This window comes from Aurantimonas coralicida DSM 14790, assembly GCF_000421645.1.
Lineage (GTDB): Bacteria > Pseudomonadota > Alphaproteobacteria > Rhizobiales > Rhizobiaceae > Aurantimonas > Aurantimonas coralicida.
Genome location: NZ_ATXK01000012.1, coordinates 1 through 18644, shown reverse-complemented (window position 1 = coordinate 18644; position 18644 = coordinate 1). Strand labels below are relative to the sequence as shown.

Here is an 18644-nt window from a genome sequence, read left to right as displayed (position 1 = left end):
CCGGCCCCGGGAATCTCCTTCATGCATGATCTTGCCCTTCAGCTCGCTCTCATCGGCGTTGCCGGCATCGCGGCCCAGTGGCTGGCGTGGCGCGTCCAGGTGCCGGCCATCATCCTCCTGCTCGGCGTCGGGCTGTTGTTCGGGCCGATCACCGGCTTCATGAATCCGCGCGAGGATTTCGGCGACCTCTATACGCCGCTGGTCTCGACCGCCGTCGCGATCATCCTGTTCGAAGGCGGGATGACGCTGAATTTCCGCGACATCCGCGAGACCTCGACGGCGGTGCGCCGCATGGTCATCATCGGCGGGCCGCTGGTCTGGGTGATGACGGCGCTCGCCGGCCATTACATCGGCAATCTGAGCTGGCCGACCGCGATCATCCTCGGTGCGATCCTGGTGGTCACCGGCCCGACCGTCATCACGCCGCTGCTGCGCCACGCCAAGCTGAAGAACCGGCCGGCCTCGATCCTGCGCTGGGAGGCCATCGTCAACGATCCGATCGGCGCGCTCTTCGCGGTGATCGCCTTCGAGACCTATCTGGTCCTGAACGCCGGCCACGAGGCCGAGAACCTGATTCTCAACGTCATCCTGGCGATCATCATCGCCATTCCCGGCGGCTTCCTGGCCGGGCGCTTCCTGAGCTGGGTCTTCGCCCGCGGCGAGGCGCCCGAATATCTCAAGGCCCCGATCCTGCTGGTGGCCGTGGTTGGCATGAATTCGCTGACAAATCTGGTGCTGGAGGAGGGCGGCCTGCTGACCGTGACCGTCATGGGCATCACCATGGCGAACACGCGGATCGCCAGCCTGAGCGACCTGCGGCGGTTCAAGGAGACGATCACGCTGCTGCTCGTCTCGGGCCTGTTCATCATCCTCACCGCCTCGCTGCAGCGCGAGGTGCTGGCGAGCCTCGAATGGCGCGTCATCGGCTTCCTCGCGGCGGTGCTCTTCGTGGTGCGGCCGGTGGCGGTGTTCGTCAGCACGCTCGGCGCCGGCCTGACCTGGCGGGAGCGCCTGCTGGTCGGCTGGATCGCGCCGCGCGGCATTGTCGCCGTGGCGGTCGCCGGCCTGTTCGGCGCGACCCTCAGCGGTCTCGGCGTCGCCGATGCCGACCGCATGATCGCCTACACCTTCGCGCTGGTGGCGGTGACCATCCTGCTGCACGGCTTCACGCTGGGACCGCTCGCCCGGGCGCTGGATTTGCGGTCAGCCGACCGGCCCGGCATCCTGTTCGTTGGCGCCTCGCGCTTCACCATCGCCTTTGCGCGCCGGCTGAAGGCCCAGGACGTGCCGGTGCTCATCGCCGACGCCAACTGGTCGCGCATCTCCGAGGCGCGGCTGGCCGAACTCGAGGTCTGGTACGGCGAGATCCTCTCCGAGGCGGCCCACCACAATCTCAATTTGTCGCGCTTCGACCACATGGTCGCCGCCACCGACAACGACGCCTACAACGCGCTGGTCTGCACCGATTTTGGTCCCGAGATCGGCCGTTCCGAGGTCTTCCAGATCGGCAAGATCGAGGGCTCGGACCGGCGTTCGATGAACTTCACCATCGGCGGCCAGCCGCTGTTCCAGCCGCCCAAGACCTTCACCGAACTGCGCGACCTGGTGGTCGACGGCTGGAACTTCCAGGCGACCCGGCTCACCGAGGAGTTCGACTATGAGCGCTTTTCGGCGACCCGGCCGGAAGGCACCCATGTGATCCTGTGGATCCGGCCCTCCGGCAATCTGCTCTTTGCGTCGAACGAGGGCTCCGGCGAGCCGGGCGAAGGGGACACGATCATCTCCTTCGGGCCCAAGCCGCCCCAGCGCGACCAGGAAAAGATCGTCAAGGCGACGACCACCGAGCGCGAGGCGCGGGCCGAGAAGGCCCGCATGACCAGCGAAGCCGTGAAGCCGAAAGAGGGCTAGCAGGAATGCCGCAGATCCGTTTCTACGTCACCGCGGACAAGGCCGCGGCCGACGCCTGCTACGCCGCCGTCGAGACCGCTTTCGAGGATCTCGGCACGCCGGTGTCGCTGGCCGAGATCGACGAGGCGAAGGCGATCTTCGAGGTCTCGGCCTATGTCGATGCGCCCGATGGCGAGGAGGCGGAACGCCTGTTCGCCGGCGCCATCGCCGAGGCCGGTGGTGGCGAGGTCTGCCGCGAGGACCTGCCGGACAAGGACTGGATGGCCGATGTCCTGGCGGCGCTGAAGCCGGTGCGCGCCGGACGCTTCCTGGTGCATGGCGCCCATGACCGCGACAAGGTAAAGACTAACGACCTGGCGATCGAGATCGAGGCCGGGCAGGCCTTCGGCACGGGACATCACGGCACGACGGCGGGCTGCCTGGAGACGATCGCCCGGCTGGCGACCCGCCGCAAGCCGCGCAACGCGCTGGATCTGGGCACCGGCAGCGCGGTCCTGGCGATCGGGCTGGCCAAGCTCGCCCGGGTGCCGGTGCTGGCGACCGACATCGACCCGGTGGCCGTTCGCGTGGCGCGGGCGAATGTCGAGGCCAATGGCGTGGCGAATTTCGTCGATTGCGCGACGGCGATTGGTTTCGGCGCCGAGGCGATCCGCGAGCGCGCGCCCTACGACCTGATCGTCGCCAACATCCTGGCCGGGCCGCTGATGAAGCTTGCGCCGGAGTTCCATCGGCATCTCGCCCATGGCGGCGACATCGTCCTGTCGGGCATCCTGACCACCCAGCGCAACGCGGTTCTCGCCGCCTTTCGCAACCAGGGCCTCTACCATGTCGCCACGCTGGTGCGCGGCGAATGGGTCACCCTGCATCTGCGCTAGGCGTCAGGCGGCCGGCGCGACACCGATCGGAACCGGCCGCAAATCGGCATCGTCGGGATAGCGCAGGAAGGATTGCTTCCCGGTCTCGCGAAACCGCACCCCGCCGACCTCCAGCGCGCTGACCGGCGACCGGCCGTATTCGCGGGCGAGACGATCGACGGCGCGCCAGTGCAGCGCGGTTCTCAGATCGCGTTGCCGGACGGCCGCCCGCACCTCGCGCTCGCATGCGTGGTGAAACCGCAGGGTCATCGGATCGCAGCGCGCGCGCAGGGCGTCGTAGTCGCGCCAGACGGCGTCCGGCACGACGAACACCACATCGGGCTTCAGGCACTGCAGGCACATGGCAGCCTCACGCGGCGAGAGGACAAGGCCGAGCCTACAGCAAGCGGACCGGACACGAAAACGCCGGCGCGCAGGGGGCTGCGGCCGGCGTCTGTTTCGGTCGGGAATGGCTGCGGTGACGCGGCCGGGCTGTTCAGCCCCGCTCGGGCGCGCGGCCCTCGAAGAGCGACTCGCGTGCGTTGGAGCCGAATTCTTCGCGGCCCATCATCGTGAAGTGGTTGTCGACATAGCGACGGGCCTCGCGCTCGCGGGCCTCGATCACCCGGTCGAGCATGTTGCGCATGAAGCCCCTGGAGCGGGCGGAATTGCGCAGGGATACGTCGGTATAGGTGGAAGTCGCCATGGAAAGTCTCCTGTTCGGCTCGTGGCCTCCCGGTGACCCCAATATGCGTTGCCGCGTCCCTGTCAGGTAGAGTCCGCACTGCATAGGTCCGTCCCGTTTTTGCAGTGCAACATCGGCGCTCCCGTCATAATCCGGTAACCTTTGCGCTTCCTTGCCAAATGCATATGTTCCGGCCCCGCAGACAATCGCCGCGCACCCCAGCGCGGCCTCCTCCTTTTTCAAGAGCCATCCGATGTTCCAGAGCTTCGACGAGATCGCCGACTTTTCCCAGAGCGCGGCCCGGGTCGCCCGCCTGCGGGACGGCCTGCGCGCCGACGGCGTCGACGGCTTCATCGTGCCGCGCGCCGACGAGCATCAGGGCGAATACATCCCGCCCTCGGCGGCGCGACTGGAATGGCTGACCGGCTTTTCCGGCTCGGCCGGCGTCGCGGTCGTGCTGGCCGGCAGCGCGGCGATCCTCGTCGACGGCCGCTATACGCTGCAGGTGCGCCAGCAGGTCGATCTCGACGTCTTCGAACCGGTCGCCTCGGCCGAGACCTCGCTGGCCGATTTTCTGAAGACTGAAGCCGCGGGCAAGCGCATCGGCTTCGATCCCTGGCTGCATACGGCGGGCGAGGCGAAACGCCTGCGCACCGCGCTGGAATCGGTGGGCGGCGAACTCGTCGCCTTGGCCGCCAATCCGATCGACCGGATCTGGAACGACCGTCCCGCACCGCCGGCCGGCCGCGCCGTCATCCATCCGGAGAGCTTCGCCGGCAAGCCGGCGGGCGACAAGCTCGCAGAGCTGGCGAAAATGATTGCCGATGCGAAGGCCGATGCGACGATCCTGACCGACCCGTCGTCGATCGCCTGGGCCTTCAACATCCGCGGCTCGGACGTGGCGCACACGCCGCTGATGCTGGGCTTCGCCATCCTGCGCGCCGACGGGCGCCCGACGCTTTTCGTCGATCCGGCCAAGCTGGACGATGCGGTGCAGGACCACCTTGCGGCGCTGGCCGACATCGACACGCCGGAGGCCTTCGAGCCGGCGGTCCGGCGCGAGGCCTCCGGGCGCACCATCGGTCTCGATCCGCAGCTTGCCGCGGCGCGCCTGTCGACTATCGTCGAGGCCGCCGGCGGCACGGTGGCCGAGATGCCGGACCCGGCGCGGCTGCCGCGGGCGATCAAGAATGACGGCGAGATCGCCGGCGCGCGCGCCGCGCATCTGCGCGACGGCGTCGCGGTGACACGTTTCCTCGCCTGGTTCGACCGACAGGAGCCCGGCACGGTCACCGAGATCGCCGCCGCCGAAAAGCTGGAAGCGATGCGCGCCGAACATGCGCAGGAGGACGGTTTTCCGCTGAAGGACATCTCCTTCGACACCATTGCCGGCTCCGGCCCGAACGGCGCGATCGTCCATTACCGGGTGAACCGCGACTCCGACCGGCTGCTGCGCGAGGGTGAATTGTTCCTGCTGGATTCCGGCGCCCAGTACCAGGACGGCACGACGGACATCACCCGCACCCTGCCGGTGGGCGAGCCGACCAGCGAGATGCGCCGCAAGTTCACGCTGGTGCTGAAAGGCATGATCGCCATTGCGACGGCGCGGTTTCCCAAGGGCACGCGCGGCGTCGACCTCGATCCGCTGGCCCGCATCGCCCTGTGGAAGGCCGGCTGCGACTTTGCCCATGGCACCGGCCACGGCATCGGCTCCTATCTCGCCGTGCACGAAGGCCCGCAATCGATCTCGCGCCGCGGCATGGCGGTGATCGAGGCCGGCATGATCCTGTCGAACGAGCCGGGCTATTATCGCGAGGGCGCCTTCGGCATCCGCATCGAGAACCTCATCCTGACCGAACCGGCGACGGAAGTCTCCGGCGGCGACATCGCCATGCATGGCTTCGAGACGCTGACGCTCGCTCCGATCGACACCCGGCTGGTTGCGCCGGAGCTGATGACGGCGGACGAGATCGCCTGGCTGGATGATTATCACCGGAAGGTGCGGGCGGCGCTCGGCGAGCGGCTTGACGCGGCCGACCGCGACTGGCTGGAGGCGGCGACGCGTCCGGTCGGACGGCCGGTCGTCGCCTGACGGCGCCCTAGACGAAAAAGACCCGCCGCAGGGATTGCGGCGGGTCTTCCGGTTTCAGGCGTGACCCGCGGGATGCGCGGGGATGGCCGGGTCGTTGCGGCCGATCAGCGGCAGACGCGACGCGGGCCGTGATAGGGCTGGTAGGTGCCGCTGCGCGGGTCGAAGGACCGGTACTTGTCGGCGCAATAGCGATACCATTCGCCTGTGCCATAGGCCGGCGCGTAGCCGCGCGGCGCCACGCGGTAGAGCGGGCGCGGCGCGTCGTAATAGCGGGGCTGGCTGGCAATGGCGGCGCCGATGCCGAGGCCGATGATGCCGCCGAGAACGGCCGCGCCACCGGAATCGATGCCGCGATGGCGGCGATAATGGCGGCGCCCGCCGCGATAGTGCCGTCCGCCGCGATAATGGCGACGCCCGTAATAGCGCCCGCCCACCAGGTGAACGCCGGCGCCGACAAAGGGCTCGGCCTGTGCCTGGGCGATGCCCAGCGGGGCCCCCACCGGCAGGGTCGCCGGCGCCACCGCCAGCGCGAGAGCAACGGCCATAGACCTGACCGCAAACGACTTGAACAATTTCATACCGACCTCCGGGCGACAGATTCCATCCTGTTCCATTCAACGTCCGGGAAGCTGAATGGCTCCTGAACGATCAGGCCGATCACGCAATGGTTGATGAACGGCCGTCGCCGATACCCAGGCGAGCGCTCGCGCCGTCCTGATCCGCGCCGGGTCAGGTGACCTCGCGGCGGGCCGGTCAGGCGACGGGCTGGCCATTCGTGTCGGTGCGTTCCTTCGCCGGCCCCTTGGCCCGTGCCAGATTTAGCGCCGTGATGATCACCCCGACATGGCTGAAGGCCTGGGGGAAATTGCCGAGCATCTCGTCGCCCACCGGATCGTATTCCTCGGCCAGCAGGCCGACATCGTTCTTCAGGCCGCAGAGACGCTCGTAGAGCGCCACCGCGTCGTCGAACCGTCCCAGGAGGGCATAGACGTCGGCCAGCCAGAACGAGCAGGCCAGGAACGCGCCTTCCTCGCCCTCGAGGCCATCGGCGGTCTCGCCATTGTCGTAGCGGATCACCAGACCGTCGCGCAAAAGGCGTTGCTCGATCGCCGCGACCGTGCCCTTCACCCGCGGATCGTCGGCTGGCAGGAAGCCGGTTAGCGGGATGTGGAGCAGGCTGGCGTCCAGCGCCGTCGAGCCATAGGCTTGAACGAAGGAGCCGAGCTCCGCGTCATAGCCGTTCTTGCAGACATCTTCGTGGATGTCGCCGGCCACCCGGCGCCAGTGCTTGGCGTAGTTCTCGCCGCCGTCGATGTCCGCGGCCATCTTCGACGCGCGGTCGAAGGCCACCCAGGCCATGACCTTGGAGTGGACGAAATGCCGGTGTTCGCCGCGGATCTCCCAGATGCCGTCGTCGGGCCGGCGCCAGGCCTTTTCCAGGAACGGCATGACCGAATGGGCCAGCGCGGCCGAGCGCGGATGCGGGGCGAGGCCGCCCGTGCGCGCCTGGGCCAGAAGGTCGGCGACCTCGCCATAGATGTCGAGCTGGAACTGCTCGGACGCGGCATTGCCGACCCGCACCGGCTGCGACTCGCGGAAGCCTTCGAGCCACGGCACCTCCCATTCCAAGAGATGCCGCTCGCCGGCGACGCCGTACATGATCTGCATCTGCGCCGGATCGCCCGCGACCGACCGCATCAGCCATTCGCGCCAGGCTTCGGCTTCCTCGTAATAGCCGAGATCCATGAAGGCCATCAGCGTCAGCGTGGCGTCCCGCAGCCAGCAATAGCGGTAGTCCCAGTTGCGGCTGCCGCCGATCTCCTCGGGCAGCGACGTCGTCGCGGCCGCGACGATGCCGCCGGTCGGACGGAAGGTCAGCGCCTTCAGCGTGATCAGCGAGCGGCGCACCTCCTCGGTCCAGTTGCCGACCTCCGGGCAGCGGGAGGAGAAGGCGGTCCAGAAGGCTTCGGTATCGGCGAGGGCCGCCTCGGGGTCGGTGCCCGCCAGCGGCTCCTGGTTGGACGGCTGGTGCAGAAGCGTGAAGGCCAGGCGCTCGCCCGCCGAGACGGTGAAGCGGCCCTTGGTGTGCATGTCCTCGCCATGCAGATTGACCGGCGCGCGCATCACCAGCATCTCCGGTCCCGCGACCGCCGTCATCGTGTCGCGGTCGATGCGCGTCACCCAGGGGACGGTCCGGCCGTAGTCGAAGCGCATGACGAGGTCGAAATCGAGATCGACGCTGCCCTCGAGGCCGACGACGATGCGCATGACGTTGGCGATGCCGTCGCGGGGCGGCATGAAGTCGATGAGCATGGCGCTGCCGGTTGCCGTCCTAAACGTCGTCTCGAGGATCAGCGTGCCGTCGCGATAGCGCCGCGAGGAAGTGAACTCCAGATCGCTCGGCGCGATGCGCCAGCGGCCGTTCTCCGGCGTGCCGATCAGCGAGGCGAAGCAGGCGCGGGAATCGAAGCGCGGCAGGCAGAGCCAGTCGATCGAGCCGTCCCTGGAGACGAGGGCTGCGCTTTCGCAGTCCCCGATCATGGCGTAGTCGGCAATACTGCGATGCAAACCCTGCTCCTCGATCCTGTTTCTGGCCGCGACCGCCGGCGTTGCAGGCAGCGAGGGTCAGCAGGATAGGGCCACGACCGCGGCGTGAAAGGTCGCCGGCTATCAAACCGCCGTAAACAGTGCGGCACGGCACCCTGACATCATGTCGCGGTCAGCCCCGGCCGGGACCGTCCGTCCTGCCCGCCGCGGCGGTGTCGGACCCGAGCAGCCGCTGCACCAGCACGAGGCCCCCGACGAGGCAGGGAAGGCCGCCGAACACCGCCATCAGGATGCCGCCGAGACGCTGGTCGTCGAGGCGTTCGAAGCCGAAGGCGCCGACGCAGACATCGGGTGCGTAGACGAGGACCGGAGCCAGCGCGAGAAGGACGCCCAGCATGGTCATATGAATGAAGGTCGCCAGCATGGCGAAGGCGCCGATGGCCGCGTCGCCGGAATGGCGGCCGGCGAAGCTGACCGCCCAGACGAGGAGGCCGGCGGCGAGAAAGCTGACCTGCTGCACCACGAAGACGCCGCCGTCCCGCGCCGCGGCCTCGTGCAGCACCGGCGTGTGCCAGCCCCAGATGATGAACATGTCGAAGGCGGAGGCGGCGATCGCCGAGCCGATGCCGGGGCGGATGACGTGCAGGCCGATGCCGATCCGCCGCAGCCCGATGACGATCATCGGCGCGGCCAGGGTGACGATGCCCAGATGCAGGATCATGTGGGCGGAAAAGGCCCGCCGGCTCATCTCGACCAGCGGACTGAGCCACAGGCCCGCCAGAATGGCGATGCCGAAGGCCGCCGGCCAGGCGCGGATGAGCGCGCGCCGGTGCGATGTGTCGATGTCCGGTGATCCTGCGTCGGCGATCCGTTCCATCCCTGCCATTCTAGGGCAGGCGCGCCGCGCGTCCTGCCGATGTCGCGGTGCCGGCCATTTGCCGTTTCGTTGCGGACACTTGCCGTCGCGCATTCCGATCTGTCGGTTGGCGCGCTCAGGACAAGACACCGCATGATGGCGGCAAGGAAAGCCGCGTCATTATCTCCGCCGCGACAGTTTTCCCGCGCTTATTCGGCCAAACCTTATTGGCAAGCCGCCTGTCAGCACATATCTGAAGAGGAGGACGGTCGTTGCGGCCGTGATTCACCTGATTCCTCGCATCTTCCGCCGGCTGAGGCCGGCCTCCATGCACACAGCTCCGGGCACGATGAAACCACAGTCGAAACCGTTCACCGTCGCCGTGAAACGGCGCAAGCTTTCGCCAGAGGGCAAGAAGAAGTCCGTCTGGTCGGATGTTTCGCATCTGATCGCCGCGGCCGAGAGCGACCTGGCCCGGGACGAGGACCAGGCGCCTGCCGCTGCCGCCGCCAAGACGCCGGCGAAGGCCGAGCCGTCGGCGGGCAAGAGCGACGCGGCGCCCACCCGCCAGCCGCGCATTCTGCAGAGCCGCCCGAGCGAACCCGTCATGGCCGAGCCGGAAGCCGACGCGGAGCCGGTCGAGCGTCCGGTGCGCCGCCGCGGCCGGCCGCGCAAGGTGGTCGCCGAGACACCGCAGCGTCCGGCCGCCGTCGAGCCGGAGAGCCCGCCGCAGCCGCGGGTCGAGCGCGACTGGAGCCGCACCCCGGCGGTCGACGCCGCGCCGGTCGCTCCGACGCCGGTGGTCGATCTGCAGACGGCGGAAACCAGGCTTGCCGAGATCGAGACGGCCGCGACCGAGGCACGCCCGGCGGGCCGCCGTCGCCAGCGGACCGGTGGTCTGCGCGCCGGCGAACGCTGGAAGCGCCATCTGCCCCGCTGGTCGCGCTGATCCGCCCACCGGGCTGTGACCGGTCTGCGGTCGCGGAGCCAAAGGCAGCGTCCCGCGTTGTGCCGTCCGACCCCGCAGGAGAAATTGCGGCGGACGCAAGCCTGTGCGAGAGCGGCTGAATGGACGCAAAGGCCGAAAACGAAACCGCGCGCGACAAGCGCCGGCCAAACGGAGTCCTGAGCGAGCATCCCGAGGATCTCCTCTTCGGCTCGGGCTGGCGGGCGGTCTGGGCGGTGCTGCGGGAAGCCATCCTGCGCCTGTGGAACGACGACGCCATGGGGCTGGCCGGCAACATCGCCTTCCGCGCCGTTCTCGCCATCTTTCCGTTCCTGATCTTCGCCAGTTCGCTCACGGCCTTCATCGGCAATCGCGAAATGGCCGACGGCCTCGTCACCTTCCTGATCGCCATCGTTCCACCGGCCCTGGCCGAGCCGCTGGTGTCGGAGGTGATGAACATCGTCACCATACGGCGGGGCGGGGTGCTCAGCGTCGGCGTTCTCCTGACGATCTGGTTTGCTATCGGCGGCGTCGACGGCGTCCGTGTCGGCCTGAACCGCGCCTATGACATTCGCGAGACCCGCTCGACCATCGTCCTCTATCTCCTGCAGGTGCTGACCGTCGTCCTGACCGGGCTGGTGCTCGTCGTCGTCGGCTATCTCCTGGTCCTGGCGCCGCGCGCCGGATCGTTCCTGCACCAGCTGATGCCGGGCTTCCAGCCCTCTTCAGTGACGCCCAGCTTGGTGCGCTATCCCGCGACCGCGGCGATCCTGACGACGGCTCTGTTCGTCGCCCATGTCTTCCTGCCGGCGCGGCGCTCGCGCTTCAGCAACATGTGGCCGGGCATCCTGTTCACGCTCTGCGCCTGGTCGGCGCTCGTGGCGGCCTTCTCGGTCTATATCGGCCAGTTCGCCAATTACGCCAGCTACTATGCCGGCCTCGCCGGGATCATCGCGGCGCTGTACTTCCTGTACCTGGCCGCCCTGGTGCTGATCTTCGGCGGCGAGCTCAACCGCGCCATCCGGATCCGCCGGCTCGCCCGCGCCCTGCGTCGGGATAAATTGGGCAACGGTTAGTGGGGGTGTATCGAGAACGATAGACGACAATACAACATTTATACGCGTAGGCTGTTGACCTAAGTTTCGCAATTCCGTGGTTCCCGTCGAACGCGATGCCTTTGTCCGTTTTCAAGGAAGAGCAGTCTGTTGCGAAGGTGACTTGTGGAAGTTTTTTGCACAAGAGAGCTTCCCGCATGCCGGGCGGAGGCTTCAGGGGCGATAGCGCATTGTGTGCTGGCTGGCATGCTGTCGGGGTGGCGCTCAAGTGGCGTCCACAACTGGCAGAGGTGACAATCGCTACGCGACTGGACGCTATATGCCTGGATCGATATTTCGATCGAGTTTTATTCAACTGCGTGACATTTGCCGGAGTGAGTCAAAAATACTTCCGGCATTTACTTGTCATCCACGATTTCGCGCCAATATCGCTGATACGCCCGCAATCACGCGGTCGGAACATCGGTCGGAATGCAGGTAGCTCGTAGAGTGCGGCTACCGGGGGAGCGCTAACTCCACCCAGCAGCCTGACCATCACTGACTCGGCTAAGGAGATCAGAATGGCTCACACTGTGATGCCGCGCACCCGTGCGTCTTGCAATACCCCTATCACGTCCATCCGTCCGCCCCTTCAGCACCAGGCAAGCCTGGCGCCAAGGCCTGACGTCCCACGTCATGCCGTGCCGCCCGCCGACATGGCCTTCGCGCAGCGCAATCGGCCCGAGCCCTGTGATGAGCCGCCGGTTGTCCCGGCAGCAGTTGTCGGCGCGGGGGTGCCCAGCGTCGTGCAGGGTAGGGCAATCCCGGCCAACTCTCCCTGCGAACTGGAACGCTCGCCGGCTGCCGCTCCGCGATCTATTCCTGACGAGCGCGTCCTCGAAGCACGAGCGGCCGCGTCCGTCTCCACGGCGTTCGGCCCGGTGTTCTCTGCCAGCGAGATCACCGCAACGCGCTGGCTGCTGACGACGCTCAGCGACAGGCAGCTGTTCCTGGTCCCGCCTGAGGGGATCAATGCCCCCGGCTGCGTGATCGATGACGGTCTGCTGACACGGCTTTCGCGCATCCGCGTAATCTGCAGGGTCGACGCTGGCTCGTTCGGCATCCTCGTCACCTCCGCCTAGACAGCCGACGCTGACCATCCCGCCATGCGGGGTGGCCGACGCGCGATCGTCACGTGTGTGCGTGTCGGTCGGCGCTGCTCTCGCTCATCTCATCATTCCAGACACGTCGTCCGCCGATCGTCATCGCGGACGCGAAGGAACCGCTATGCCCAGAACCAGCAAACTTGGAACCAGCAAACCAGATGGCCGCCGCTCACGGCAGGCCAAGGATGAATCCCGCACCGGGTCGACACCGGAAGCGCGCGTGCAAAAGCTCGCGCTCAATATCGTCGCCAAGGCGGCGAACGCCTCTGCAAGCCCGACCGCCGAAGATCCGTGCTTTGGTGCATGGACGCCGCTGCAGGCCTTCGGGCTTTCGGTCACGACCCGCACCGGCCAGGCGCTGCCGGGCGTCATCGCCATCGGCCTTGAAGCCGATCCGCGGCTGAAGGTGCTGCAGGAGACGCGCCTGCCCATCACCGCAACCGCACTCTCCATCGGCGACCAGGACACGGCCAGGGATGTCGTCCTCGGCGATGACGATCGCACCGTCAGGAACCTTGCGGTCGATCTCATCGTCATCGACCGGACCACCGGCCATGCGACGTTGCTCGACGTCAAGCGCGGCAGTGCCCTCTACTCCTCGCGGGCACGCCTCGACCTGTGCACTGCCATGGCTGCCTGCGCGCTCACCGCGCCTGCCGCCCTTCGCCGGATCAACGTCTCGATCGCCACGGCGTCATGGGGGATCATCGACCTTGGAGGGGCTGCCGGTTTTGCCGAGGACCGCTGCGTGTCCGGCGCCAAGATCGACACGTTCTTCGATGTTCCGATCACGCCGCTGATCGAGCTGTTCAACCAGACGATCGCGACGGGTTACTCGGCCGAGATGCAGCGGTTGGTCGGCCGAGTGTTCGACACGCCGGATGTGACACAAGGCGGCGCGGACGAATGGACCGAGAGCGATGGTGAAGCACCGAGGGAGCTCACGGTCAGGTCAGTCGGGTCAGTCAGGTCGGTCGGTTGCGCTCCCCGTCTGCCGCAGCGCCTGATCGGTCCGCATGAACGCCGTCGGTTGGCACTGGTTTCTGGAAGCGGCAGTCGCTCCCGGCAACGGGGCCGGACATGACCGTCGTGCCGTTTGCCCGATGCGACCGGCAGGGTTCGCGCGAGAAGCGCGATCCGGCTGCGGTCTCGGCGCGGATCTGCGCCATGCCGGCGTCCATCCTGGTCGCCTACACCATCCGCCGCAACCGCGCCGGTGCGGCGCGCGGCGAGATCGCGTCGCTGATCGGTCGGCTTCGCCAGGTCGATGATCCAACGGCCGCGGTCCTTGCCGATCATCTCGAGCCAATGCTGCGCATGCGCAGTGGATCGGTCTCGTAACCACGACGCCTACGTCCGGCATCACCAGTTTGCCAGGCCATCGGTCTGCGCCGGGCAACGGCTTGGTACGGCAAAGGGGAGGGCGCTGCCATCGGCGCTCTCCTTCGTCCGCGATGCCAGCAACCGCCGTGCCGACCGGACCGAAGACGCGAGGAAGGCTCCGATGCCGACAGATCTGCGAACAGGCTTCGAACAGCTGCGCGAGCGCGCGCGAAGGGAACAATACGTCATGCAAGGCGAACTGGACGACATCGCGGATTCGGGTTCGCACAGGGATCGGATCGTCGCGGCGCTGAGCCCGTCCGCGCGCCTGTTGTTCGATGCCATCGAGGGCAACGTGGCGGCCGCCACACGCTCGCGAGGCGAGCGGACGCTCCTCGTCACCGTCAGCGTGTTCTCGTCTGAGTGGCTCGACACGGCACGGCAAGCGGTGAAGGCGTCGATCCGCGCCGCATGGCCCGATCAATACCTGCCGATCACCGTTTTGACGGCAACGTCCGAGAGCCGGCTCGATGATGGCTATCCGTTCGAGCTTCAGCGTCTGCCCGAGATGCTGGCCGAGGCGTCACCCTGCCTCTGCCTCTTTCCGCCTGACCATGAACCGCCAGAGATGCTGCGCGCCATCTCGGATGCTCTGGTCGAGATCGCCGATCCTGCACGCGAGAATATCGAACGCCTGCTCGGCTTGGGCGACGCGCTGCCCCATCTGCCGGACGGAACGATGGGCTCGGCCTACCGGCCGCTCGAACTCGACTTTGCGGTCGGGCGCGGCCGCTCCCCTGCCGAGCGTCTGCGCCTGTTGCAGGAGATCCGTGGACTGCGGCTGGCGGATGACGCGCGCTCCGGGGCTGGACACTCTGGCACAACCGGCGCAGCGCGGCCGCGCATCGAAGACCTGCATGGCTACGGTGAGGCCGGGCGATGGGCCCTGCAACTTGTTGCCGATCTGTCCGCCTATCGTGAGGGCACGATCGGCTGGGAGGACGTCGATGCCGGTGCTCTCTTCGTCGGGCCGCCCGGGACGGGCAAGACCCTGCTGGCCCAGGCCATCGCGAACTCTGCCGGTGTCCACTTCATCGCTACCTCATATGCCCAATGGCAATCGAACAGGTCCGGTCATCTGGGTGACGTCACCAAGGCCATTCGTGCCGTGTTCGAAGCGGCCGCGAAGAACCTGCCGGCAATCGTCTTCATCGACGAGATCGATACGGTCCAGGGGCGCGGCGGATCCGACAGGTCCGCCGACGCCTGGTTCACGGCGATCGTTACCTGCCTCCTGGAGTGTTTGGACGGGATTGGTCGGCGCGAAGGCGTCGTGGTCATCGCGGCCTGCAATGACGATGCGAACCTCGATGCGGCGCTGGTCCGGTCCGGACGGCTCGACCGGCGGTTCTGGATCGATCTGCCCGACGAAGCGTCATTGGCCGGCATCTTCCGCCACCATCTTGGCGACGGCATCGACCCGTCTGCGATCGATCGGGTCGCGACGCTGTTTGCCGGAACGGTGTCGGGGGCGGATGTCGTGCGCATTGCCCGCGATGCCCGGCGTCGGGCGCGGCTTGCTGGCCGGCCCCTCCAGACCGAGGATCTGATCGCGGTTGCGGTTCCCGGCGATGAGCGTGCTCCGGCTGTCCGCCGGCGCATTGCCATCCATGAGGCTGGCCACGCCGTTGCCCGCATGCACTTCGGCCAGGTGCCGACGTCGCTCTCGCTTGTCGAGACGGAACATAGCGGCGGCGCGGTTGTCTTCGATGTCGACGAGGCGTCGTTCGAGGGCCTTCCCGGTGATGTCGTCAAGGAGGCGGTCTGCATGCTCGCCGGTCGTGCCGCCGAAGAGGTCATTCTTGGCTCGCCCTCAGCCGGTGCCGGTGGCTCTGGCAGTTCCGACCTTGCCCAGGTGACCCGCATCGTTGCGAATGCGGAGACCTCCCTCGGGTTCGGCGGCACGCTCGTGCATGGCGCACAGATCGACGGCGCGGCCGTCCACCGTCGGCTGGCACGGCTCTATGCCGAGACGATCGTTCTCGTGCGACGGCACCGGGCCGCGATTGAGGCGCTCGCCGATCTTGCCCTCGAACGGCGTGTTCTCGGACGGGCGGCGCTCGCAGAGTTCGCAAGGAACCACGGCTTCATGGATCCTGACCATGGAGGGCCGGCATGACACGGCTGCTCGTCCTGTCGGACCTTCACCAGAATGACGGCGGCCGCTCCTTCGATCCGGCGAGCGAGATCACCGCGGCGTTCGACATTGCCGTTGTTGCGGGCGACTGCGCCGGCAGGCTGACGGCCTCGCTCAAATGGCTGGGAGAGCGGTTTGCCGGCGTGCCGACGATCTATGTCCCCGGCAATCACGACTGGTACCGCGATGGCTCGCCGTATGGCTTTACCGTCGAGGAGGAGCTTCAGGCGGGCCGTGACCTGGCCGCCAGGCTCGGGATCACGCTCCTGTCCGACGATGCCGCAACGATCAATGGCCTGACATTCCTCGGCGCAACGCTCTGGACTGATCTGCGGTCCGACTCCCACGTCAGCCGCGCGCAGGCCCATGCGGTGGCACGACGCGGGATGAACGACTACCGCTGCATCCACCGCGCCTCATCGACCCGGCGCTCGCGGCGGATCACGCCGGCAACGACGCTCGCCTGGCACCGTGCCTCGTGCCGGTTTCTGGCCGACGCATTCGCCGGAGACATCGAACCACGTCGTACGGTCGTGGTGACGCATCATGCGCCGAGCCTGCGCTCCCTGGCGCTTCCGCACGACCCGCTGGACCATTGTTACGCGTCGGACCTCGAGCCTGCGATCGAGACGTGGCGGCCACGGATCTGGATCCACGGGCATATCCATGCGGCCCGCGACTACAGGGTTGGAAAAACGCAAATCGTCGCGAACCCGCTTGGCCGTGCCGATGAGGCGACGGGTTTTAAACGCAACTGCTTGATCGAAGCGGCGTCCACTGGTTAGGAACGCGCAAGCGCGACAGCCCACGCAGGCTCTTTTTACAGCTTCTACGGGCGCGCCTTATCGACCCCAGCGTTATTTGACAGTTCGGGTTCATCGAAGACCAAGGTCGGAAGCATCGGCTTCTCGGGTGTGCGGTGCTGCGACGATTGCGCCACGTTACTCGTTTGCTGCACCCATTCTCGAAAGACCGCGTCGATTTCGTCGGCCTTGGACGCCGGCCGCTTACGCAAATAGTCAGAGAGGACGCGATACAGCGAGCAAGCCGGATCCGAGGATGGACTACGTTTCAGGATCCCCGCGGCTGCGTGGATCGCATTCGCGGCGCGATCCATATCGTCGTCCAGCAGCGATTGCTTCTGCGAAAGTTCACGTTCGGCGAGCTTCTGGGCTGCTTGCCGCTTCTGATCTGCAGCTTCGCGCGCCGCGGCTGCTGCGTCTCGGGCATCGAGAGCGTTCTGTCTGGCTTCGCACTCTTCTTCTTTCGCCAGCAGCGCAGCTTCGCGCTGGGCGAGGTCTGCTTCTGCCGCCTTCAGCGCCCGAAATCGATAGCGGCTCGGCGAGACGTGCCGTGCGCCTGTCTCGGACCACGGCCGTCCGCGGACGAGGCCAATCGGAGCGCAAACCTCCCCGGCCCAGTCTTGCAGCGCGCTGAGCTGATGCCTTTTTCCGAGATGTGTACGCACGCTGACCCAGGTTTTTGCTTCACCCGTTTTCGAAAGGCTCTGCCTGAGCGGTACGACGAAAACCGACAAATGAGGCGTCTTTTCATCGAGATCGAGGCGCCAACAAGCCACGCGCCAGCGCTTGTCCAAGACACAAGCCTCGAGCACAAGCCCCGTGAGCGCCATGACTTTGAGTGGATCGAACGCTTCGAGCCACCTCCGCGTTTCTTCCCCTGCGATGCGGGTCAATGCCGGCCATCTGTGCTGCAGTTTATGGTTGGAGGTCGACGATGCCCCCTTTTCGGCGGGAAGGTCGTCAAGCCATTCACATTTCCAATGATTTTCGATCGCCAAGCGCCGCAGAATTGCTGCTCCATCAACGGCTTCAGCTGGCGGACTTGCAACGTCCTCATCTGCGACTGCATCCGTCCGTTTGAGCGCATCTGCTGTCACCGTGAACAGCAGTTCTGTGGCAATTGCTGCACCAATCCGCCTTTGGGCATTCGTGGCCGTTGTCGCGTCGTCGACACGGGCGCGGACATCGAAGGGATCCGCCCCCCGCGCTGGATCAACCGGTATAGGTGCTCCAGCCAGCATGAGACTGCGGCGTTCCGGATCGCAATGACCGAGATCGCGCCCTTTCAAAGCTCGGCGACCATGCGACGCTGCTGCAGCAGCAACTGAAACAGTACTTATACGTCGGCTTCTGCAACTGATGTAGAGAGGCATCGCTGTTAACTCCGTGTTTTCGTTCATTCACGAAGCCAAACCGGCAAGAAAGTTTCGCTGGGAAAAATCGTCTTGTTCCGCCGGCTCTGAAAAAAAGCGCTAGTATGTTCCGCAGTTTTCGACTGATTGAGCGCGAGGGGTGTCGCCGCGCCACCTCCCAGACCTTGTCATTCGGCCCTTTAATTGGGGCTCGCTGGCAACTGCCTCGTCGACGTCTCTGCCGGGGTCGATGTTATTTTGGAGGTCGTTGCCTCATGATGGTTTTCGGGGGTGGACGTCTCGATATAAGCAACGACGTCGGATGCCTGCGTCAGCCGAGTGACGGAGGTCGCTGTCACCGCCTTCCTAGCGGGGGGCGTCAGGTCGCGTCGTGTATTGATGCGAGATTGCCGGAGCAGGTCGCGGACTGGCTGAAGAATGGTGCGGAGCCGAAATTGCGCGTGCTCGCCACCGAGACCATCTACGCCTTCGTCTATCGCGCCTCGCAGAAGGCCGAGGAGCTCTGGCGCTATCTCCTGCGCCGGCGCAGGACGCGCCGCCCGATGAGAGCACGCCGGTCACGCGATACGATCAAGAACCGCCGTTCCATCCATGACCGTCCGGCCGAGGTCGAGGATCGCCGACAGGTCGGGCATTGGGAGGCTGATCTTGTCATCTGCAAGCGCGCTCGCCCGGTTCTCGTCCTTCATGAGCGAAAGACCCGTGTGACGCTCGCCACGAGGCTGAACGGAAAGACCGCCGCCGAAACCATCGCAGCGATGACAGCCGTCTTCCGGCGTGTTGCTCCCGGCCTGCGCTCCTCGGTGACGTTTGATAACGACACCGCCTTCGCCCGCCACCGCCTGCTCGACGACCTGTTC

General features: G+C 66.6%; 16 protein-coding genes and 1 pseudogene. 11 read left to right on the top strand and 6 right to left on the bottom strand.

Features of this window, described 5'->3' with window-relative positions; genetic code table 11:
* Positions 1 to 21 precede the first annotated feature (21 nt).
* Together H536_RS0119110 and H536_RS0119105 are read left to right on the top strand one after the other, a co-directional pair.
* Entirely contained in the window at positions 22 to 1908 is a 1887-nt protein-coding gene (locus H536_RS0119110; RefSeq protein WP_024351973.1) for a cation:proton antiporter, read from the top strand.
* Positions 1909 to 1913: 5 nt separating this feature from the next.
* Positions 1914 to 2783: a 50S ribosomal protein L11 methyltransferase gene (locus H536_RS0119105; RefSeq protein WP_024351972.1), complete on the top strand. Its 870-nt coding sequence runs from the start codon at positions 1914 to 1916 to the stop codon at positions 2781 to 2783.
* Between the two features lie 3 nt (positions 2784 to 2786).
* Here the strand turns inward: H536_RS0119105 and H536_RS0119100 are convergent, their stop codons facing one another.
* Both H536_RS0119100 and H536_RS0119095 read right to left on the bottom strand, forming a co-directional pair.
* A complete protein-coding gene (locus tag H536_RS0119100) occupies positions 2787 to 3125 on the bottom strand; it encodes a hypothetical protein (RefSeq protein ID WP_024351971.1) in 339 nt (112 codons plus the stop codon).
* Positions 3126 to 3258: 133 nt separating this feature from the next.
* Entirely contained in the window at positions 3259 to 3468 is a 210-nt protein-coding gene (locus H536_RS0119095) for a hypothetical protein (protein WP_024351970.1), read from the bottom strand.
* Positions 3469 to 3700: 232 nt separating this feature from the next.
* Here H536_RS0119095 and H536_RS0119090 point away from each other — a divergent pair, with 232 nt between their 5' ends.
* On the top strand, positions 3701 to 5539 hold the full coding sequence (locus H536_RS0119090) for an aminopeptidase P family protein (RefSeq protein WP_024351969.1): 1839 nt from the start codon (positions 3701 to 3703) through the stop codon (positions 5537 to 5539).
* Between the two features lie 104 nt (positions 5540 to 5643).
* On the opposite strand, the gene H536_RS23425 is transcribed toward H536_RS0119090, so the two are convergent.
* The 3 genes from H536_RS23425 to H536_RS0119075 all read right to left on the bottom strand — a co-directional run bounded on the left by H536_RS23425 (position 5644) and on the right by H536_RS0119075 (position 8963).
* The gene (locus H536_RS23425; protein WP_024351968.1) at positions 5644 to 6084 is read right to left on the bottom strand and encodes a BA14K family protein; all 441 of its coding nucleotides are present in this window, start codon (positions 6082 to 6084) and stop codon (positions 5644 to 5646) included.
* Positions 6085 to 6292: 208 nt separating this feature from the next.
* The gene (locus tag H536_RS0119080; RefSeq protein ID WP_024351967.1) at positions 6293 to 8107 is read right to left on the bottom strand and encodes a glycoside hydrolase family 15 protein; all 1815 of its coding nucleotides are present in this window, start codon (positions 8105 to 8107) and stop codon (positions 6293 to 6295) included.
* A 151-nt stretch (positions 8108 to 8258) separates the two neighbouring features.
* On the bottom strand, positions 8259 to 8963 hold the full coding sequence (locus H536_RS0119075) for a cytochrome c oxidase assembly protein (protein ID WP_024351966.1): 705 nt from the start codon (positions 8961 to 8963) through the stop codon (positions 8259 to 8261).
* A gap of 307 nt (positions 8964 to 9270) precedes the next feature.
* Between H536_RS0119075 and H536_RS0119070 the strand changes: the two genes are divergently transcribed.
* The 7 genes from H536_RS0119070 to H536_RS0119040 all read left to right on the top strand — a co-directional run bounded on the left by H536_RS0119070 (position 9271) and on the right by H536_RS0119040 (position 16393).
* The gene (locus H536_RS0119070) at positions 9271 to 9891 is read left to right on the top strand and encodes a hypothetical protein (protein WP_155898557.1); all 621 of its coding nucleotides are present in this window, start codon (positions 9271 to 9273) and stop codon (positions 9889 to 9891) included.
* 119 nt (positions 9892 to 10010) lie between these two features.
* A complete protein-coding gene (locus H536_RS0119065) occupies positions 10011 to 10964 on the top strand; it encodes a YihY/virulence factor BrkB family protein (protein WP_009210127.1) in 954 nt (317 codons plus the stop codon).
* 674 nt (positions 10965 to 11638) lie between these two features.
* On the top strand, positions 11639 to 12064 hold the full coding sequence (locus tag H536_RS24540) for a hypothetical protein (protein ID WP_155898556.1): 426 nt from the start codon (positions 11639 to 11641) through the stop codon (positions 12062 to 12064).
* Positions 12065 to 12209: 145 nt separating this feature from the next.
* Positions 12210 to 13172 carry a hypothetical protein gene (locus tag H536_RS0119055; protein ID WP_155898555.1) on the top strand — a complete coding sequence of 321 codons (963 nt, stop codon included), beginning with the start codon at positions 12210 to 12212 and terminating at the stop codon, positions 13170 to 13172.
* Positions 13169 to 13429: a hypothetical protein gene (locus tag H536_RS0119050; RefSeq protein WP_024351962.1), complete on the top strand. Its 261-nt coding sequence runs from the start codon at positions 13169 to 13171 to the stop codon at positions 13427 to 13429. Before H536_RS0119055 ends, H536_RS0119050 begins: the two co-directional genes overlap by 4 nt.
* A 163-nt stretch (positions 13430 to 13592) precedes the next feature.
* Positions 13593 to 15590: an AAA family ATPase gene (locus tag H536_RS0119045; protein ID WP_244877522.1), complete on the top strand. Its 1998-nt coding sequence runs from the start codon at positions 13593 to 13595 to the stop codon at positions 15588 to 15590.
* Complete coding sequence (locus H536_RS0119040) at positions 15587 to 16393, top strand: metallophosphoesterase (protein ID WP_024351960.1); 807 nt, start codon at positions 15587 to 15589, stop codon at positions 16391 to 16393. Before H536_RS0119045 ends, H536_RS0119040 begins: the two co-directional genes overlap by 4 nt.
* A 44-nt stretch (positions 16394 to 16437) precedes the next feature.
* Here the strand turns inward: H536_RS0119040 and H536_RS24535 are convergent, their stop codons facing one another.
* Positions 16438 to 17784, bottom strand: coding sequence for a plasmid recombination protein (locus H536_RS24535; RefSeq protein WP_155898554.1), 1347 nt, complete (start codon positions 17782 to 17784; stop codon positions 16438 to 16440).
* A gap of 389 nt (positions 17785 to 18173) precedes the next feature.
* Between H536_RS24535 and H536_RS22820 the strand changes: the two are divergent.
* Positions 18174 to 18644, top strand: a pseudogene (locus H536_RS22820) (IS30 family transposase); the annotation flags it as partial.

What these genes read in the sequence shown, in the direction of transcription:
- H536_RS0119050 (WP_024351962.1), top strand. Translation starts at nt 13,169, where the DNA reads ATGACCGTCGTGCCGTTTGCCCGATGCGACCGGCAGGGTTCGCGCGAG.
- H536_RS23425 (WP_024351968.1), bottom strand. Translation starts at nt 6,084, where the DNA reads ATGGCCGTTGCTCTCGCGCTGGCGGTGGCGCCGGCGACCCTGCCGGTG.
- H536_RS0119090 (WP_024351969.1), top strand. Translation starts at nt 3,701, where the DNA reads ATGTTCCAGAGCTTCGACGAGATCGCCGACTTTTCCCAGAGCGCGGCC.
- H536_RS0119075 (WP_024351966.1), bottom strand. Translation starts at nt 8,963, where the DNA reads ATGGAACGGATCGCCGACGCAGGATCACCGGACATCGACACATCGCAC.
- H536_RS0119110 (WP_024351973.1), top strand. Translation starts at nt 22, where the DNA reads ATGCATGATCTTGCCCTTCAGCTCGCTCTCATCGGCGTTGCCGGCATC.
- H536_RS24540 (WP_155898556.1), top strand. Translation starts at nt 11,639, where the DNA reads ATGGCCTTCGCGCAGCGCAATCGGCCCGAGCCCTGTGATGAGCCGCCG.
- H536_RS0119055 (WP_155898555.1), top strand. Translation starts at nt 12,210, where the DNA reads ATGCCCAGAACCAGCAAACTTGGAACCAGCAAACCAGATGGCCGCCGC.
- H536_RS0119045 (WP_244877522.1), top strand. Translation starts at nt 13,593, where the DNA reads ATGCCGACAGATCTGCGAACAGGCTTCGAACAGCTGCGCGAGCGCGCG.
- H536_RS0119065 (WP_009210127.1), top strand. Translation starts at nt 10,011, where the DNA reads ATGGACGCAAAGGCCGAAAACGAAACCGCGCGCGACAAGCGCCGGCCA.
- H536_RS0119070 (WP_155898557.1), top strand. Translation starts at nt 9,271, where the DNA reads ATGCACACAGCTCCGGGCACGATGAAACCACAGTCGAAACCGTTCACC.
- H536_RS24535 (WP_155898554.1), bottom strand. Translation starts at nt 17,784, where the DNA reads ATGCCTCTCTACATCAGTTGCAGAAGCCGACGTATAAGTACTGTTTCA.
- H536_RS0119040 (WP_024351960.1), top strand. Translation starts at nt 15,587, where the DNA reads ATGACACGGCTGCTCGTCCTGTCGGACCTTCACCAGAATGACGGCGGC.
- H536_RS0119105 (WP_024351972.1), top strand. Translation starts at nt 1,914, where the DNA reads ATGCCGCAGATCCGTTTCTACGTCACCGCGGACAAGGCCGCGGCCGAC.
- H536_RS0119095 (WP_024351970.1), bottom strand. Translation starts at nt 3,468, where the DNA reads ATGGCGACTTCCACCTATACCGACGTATCCCTGCGCAATTCCGCCCGC.
- H536_RS0119100 (WP_024351971.1), bottom strand. Translation starts at nt 3,125, where the DNA reads ATGTGCCTGCAGTGCCTGAAGCCCGATGTGGTGTTCGTCGTGCCGGAC.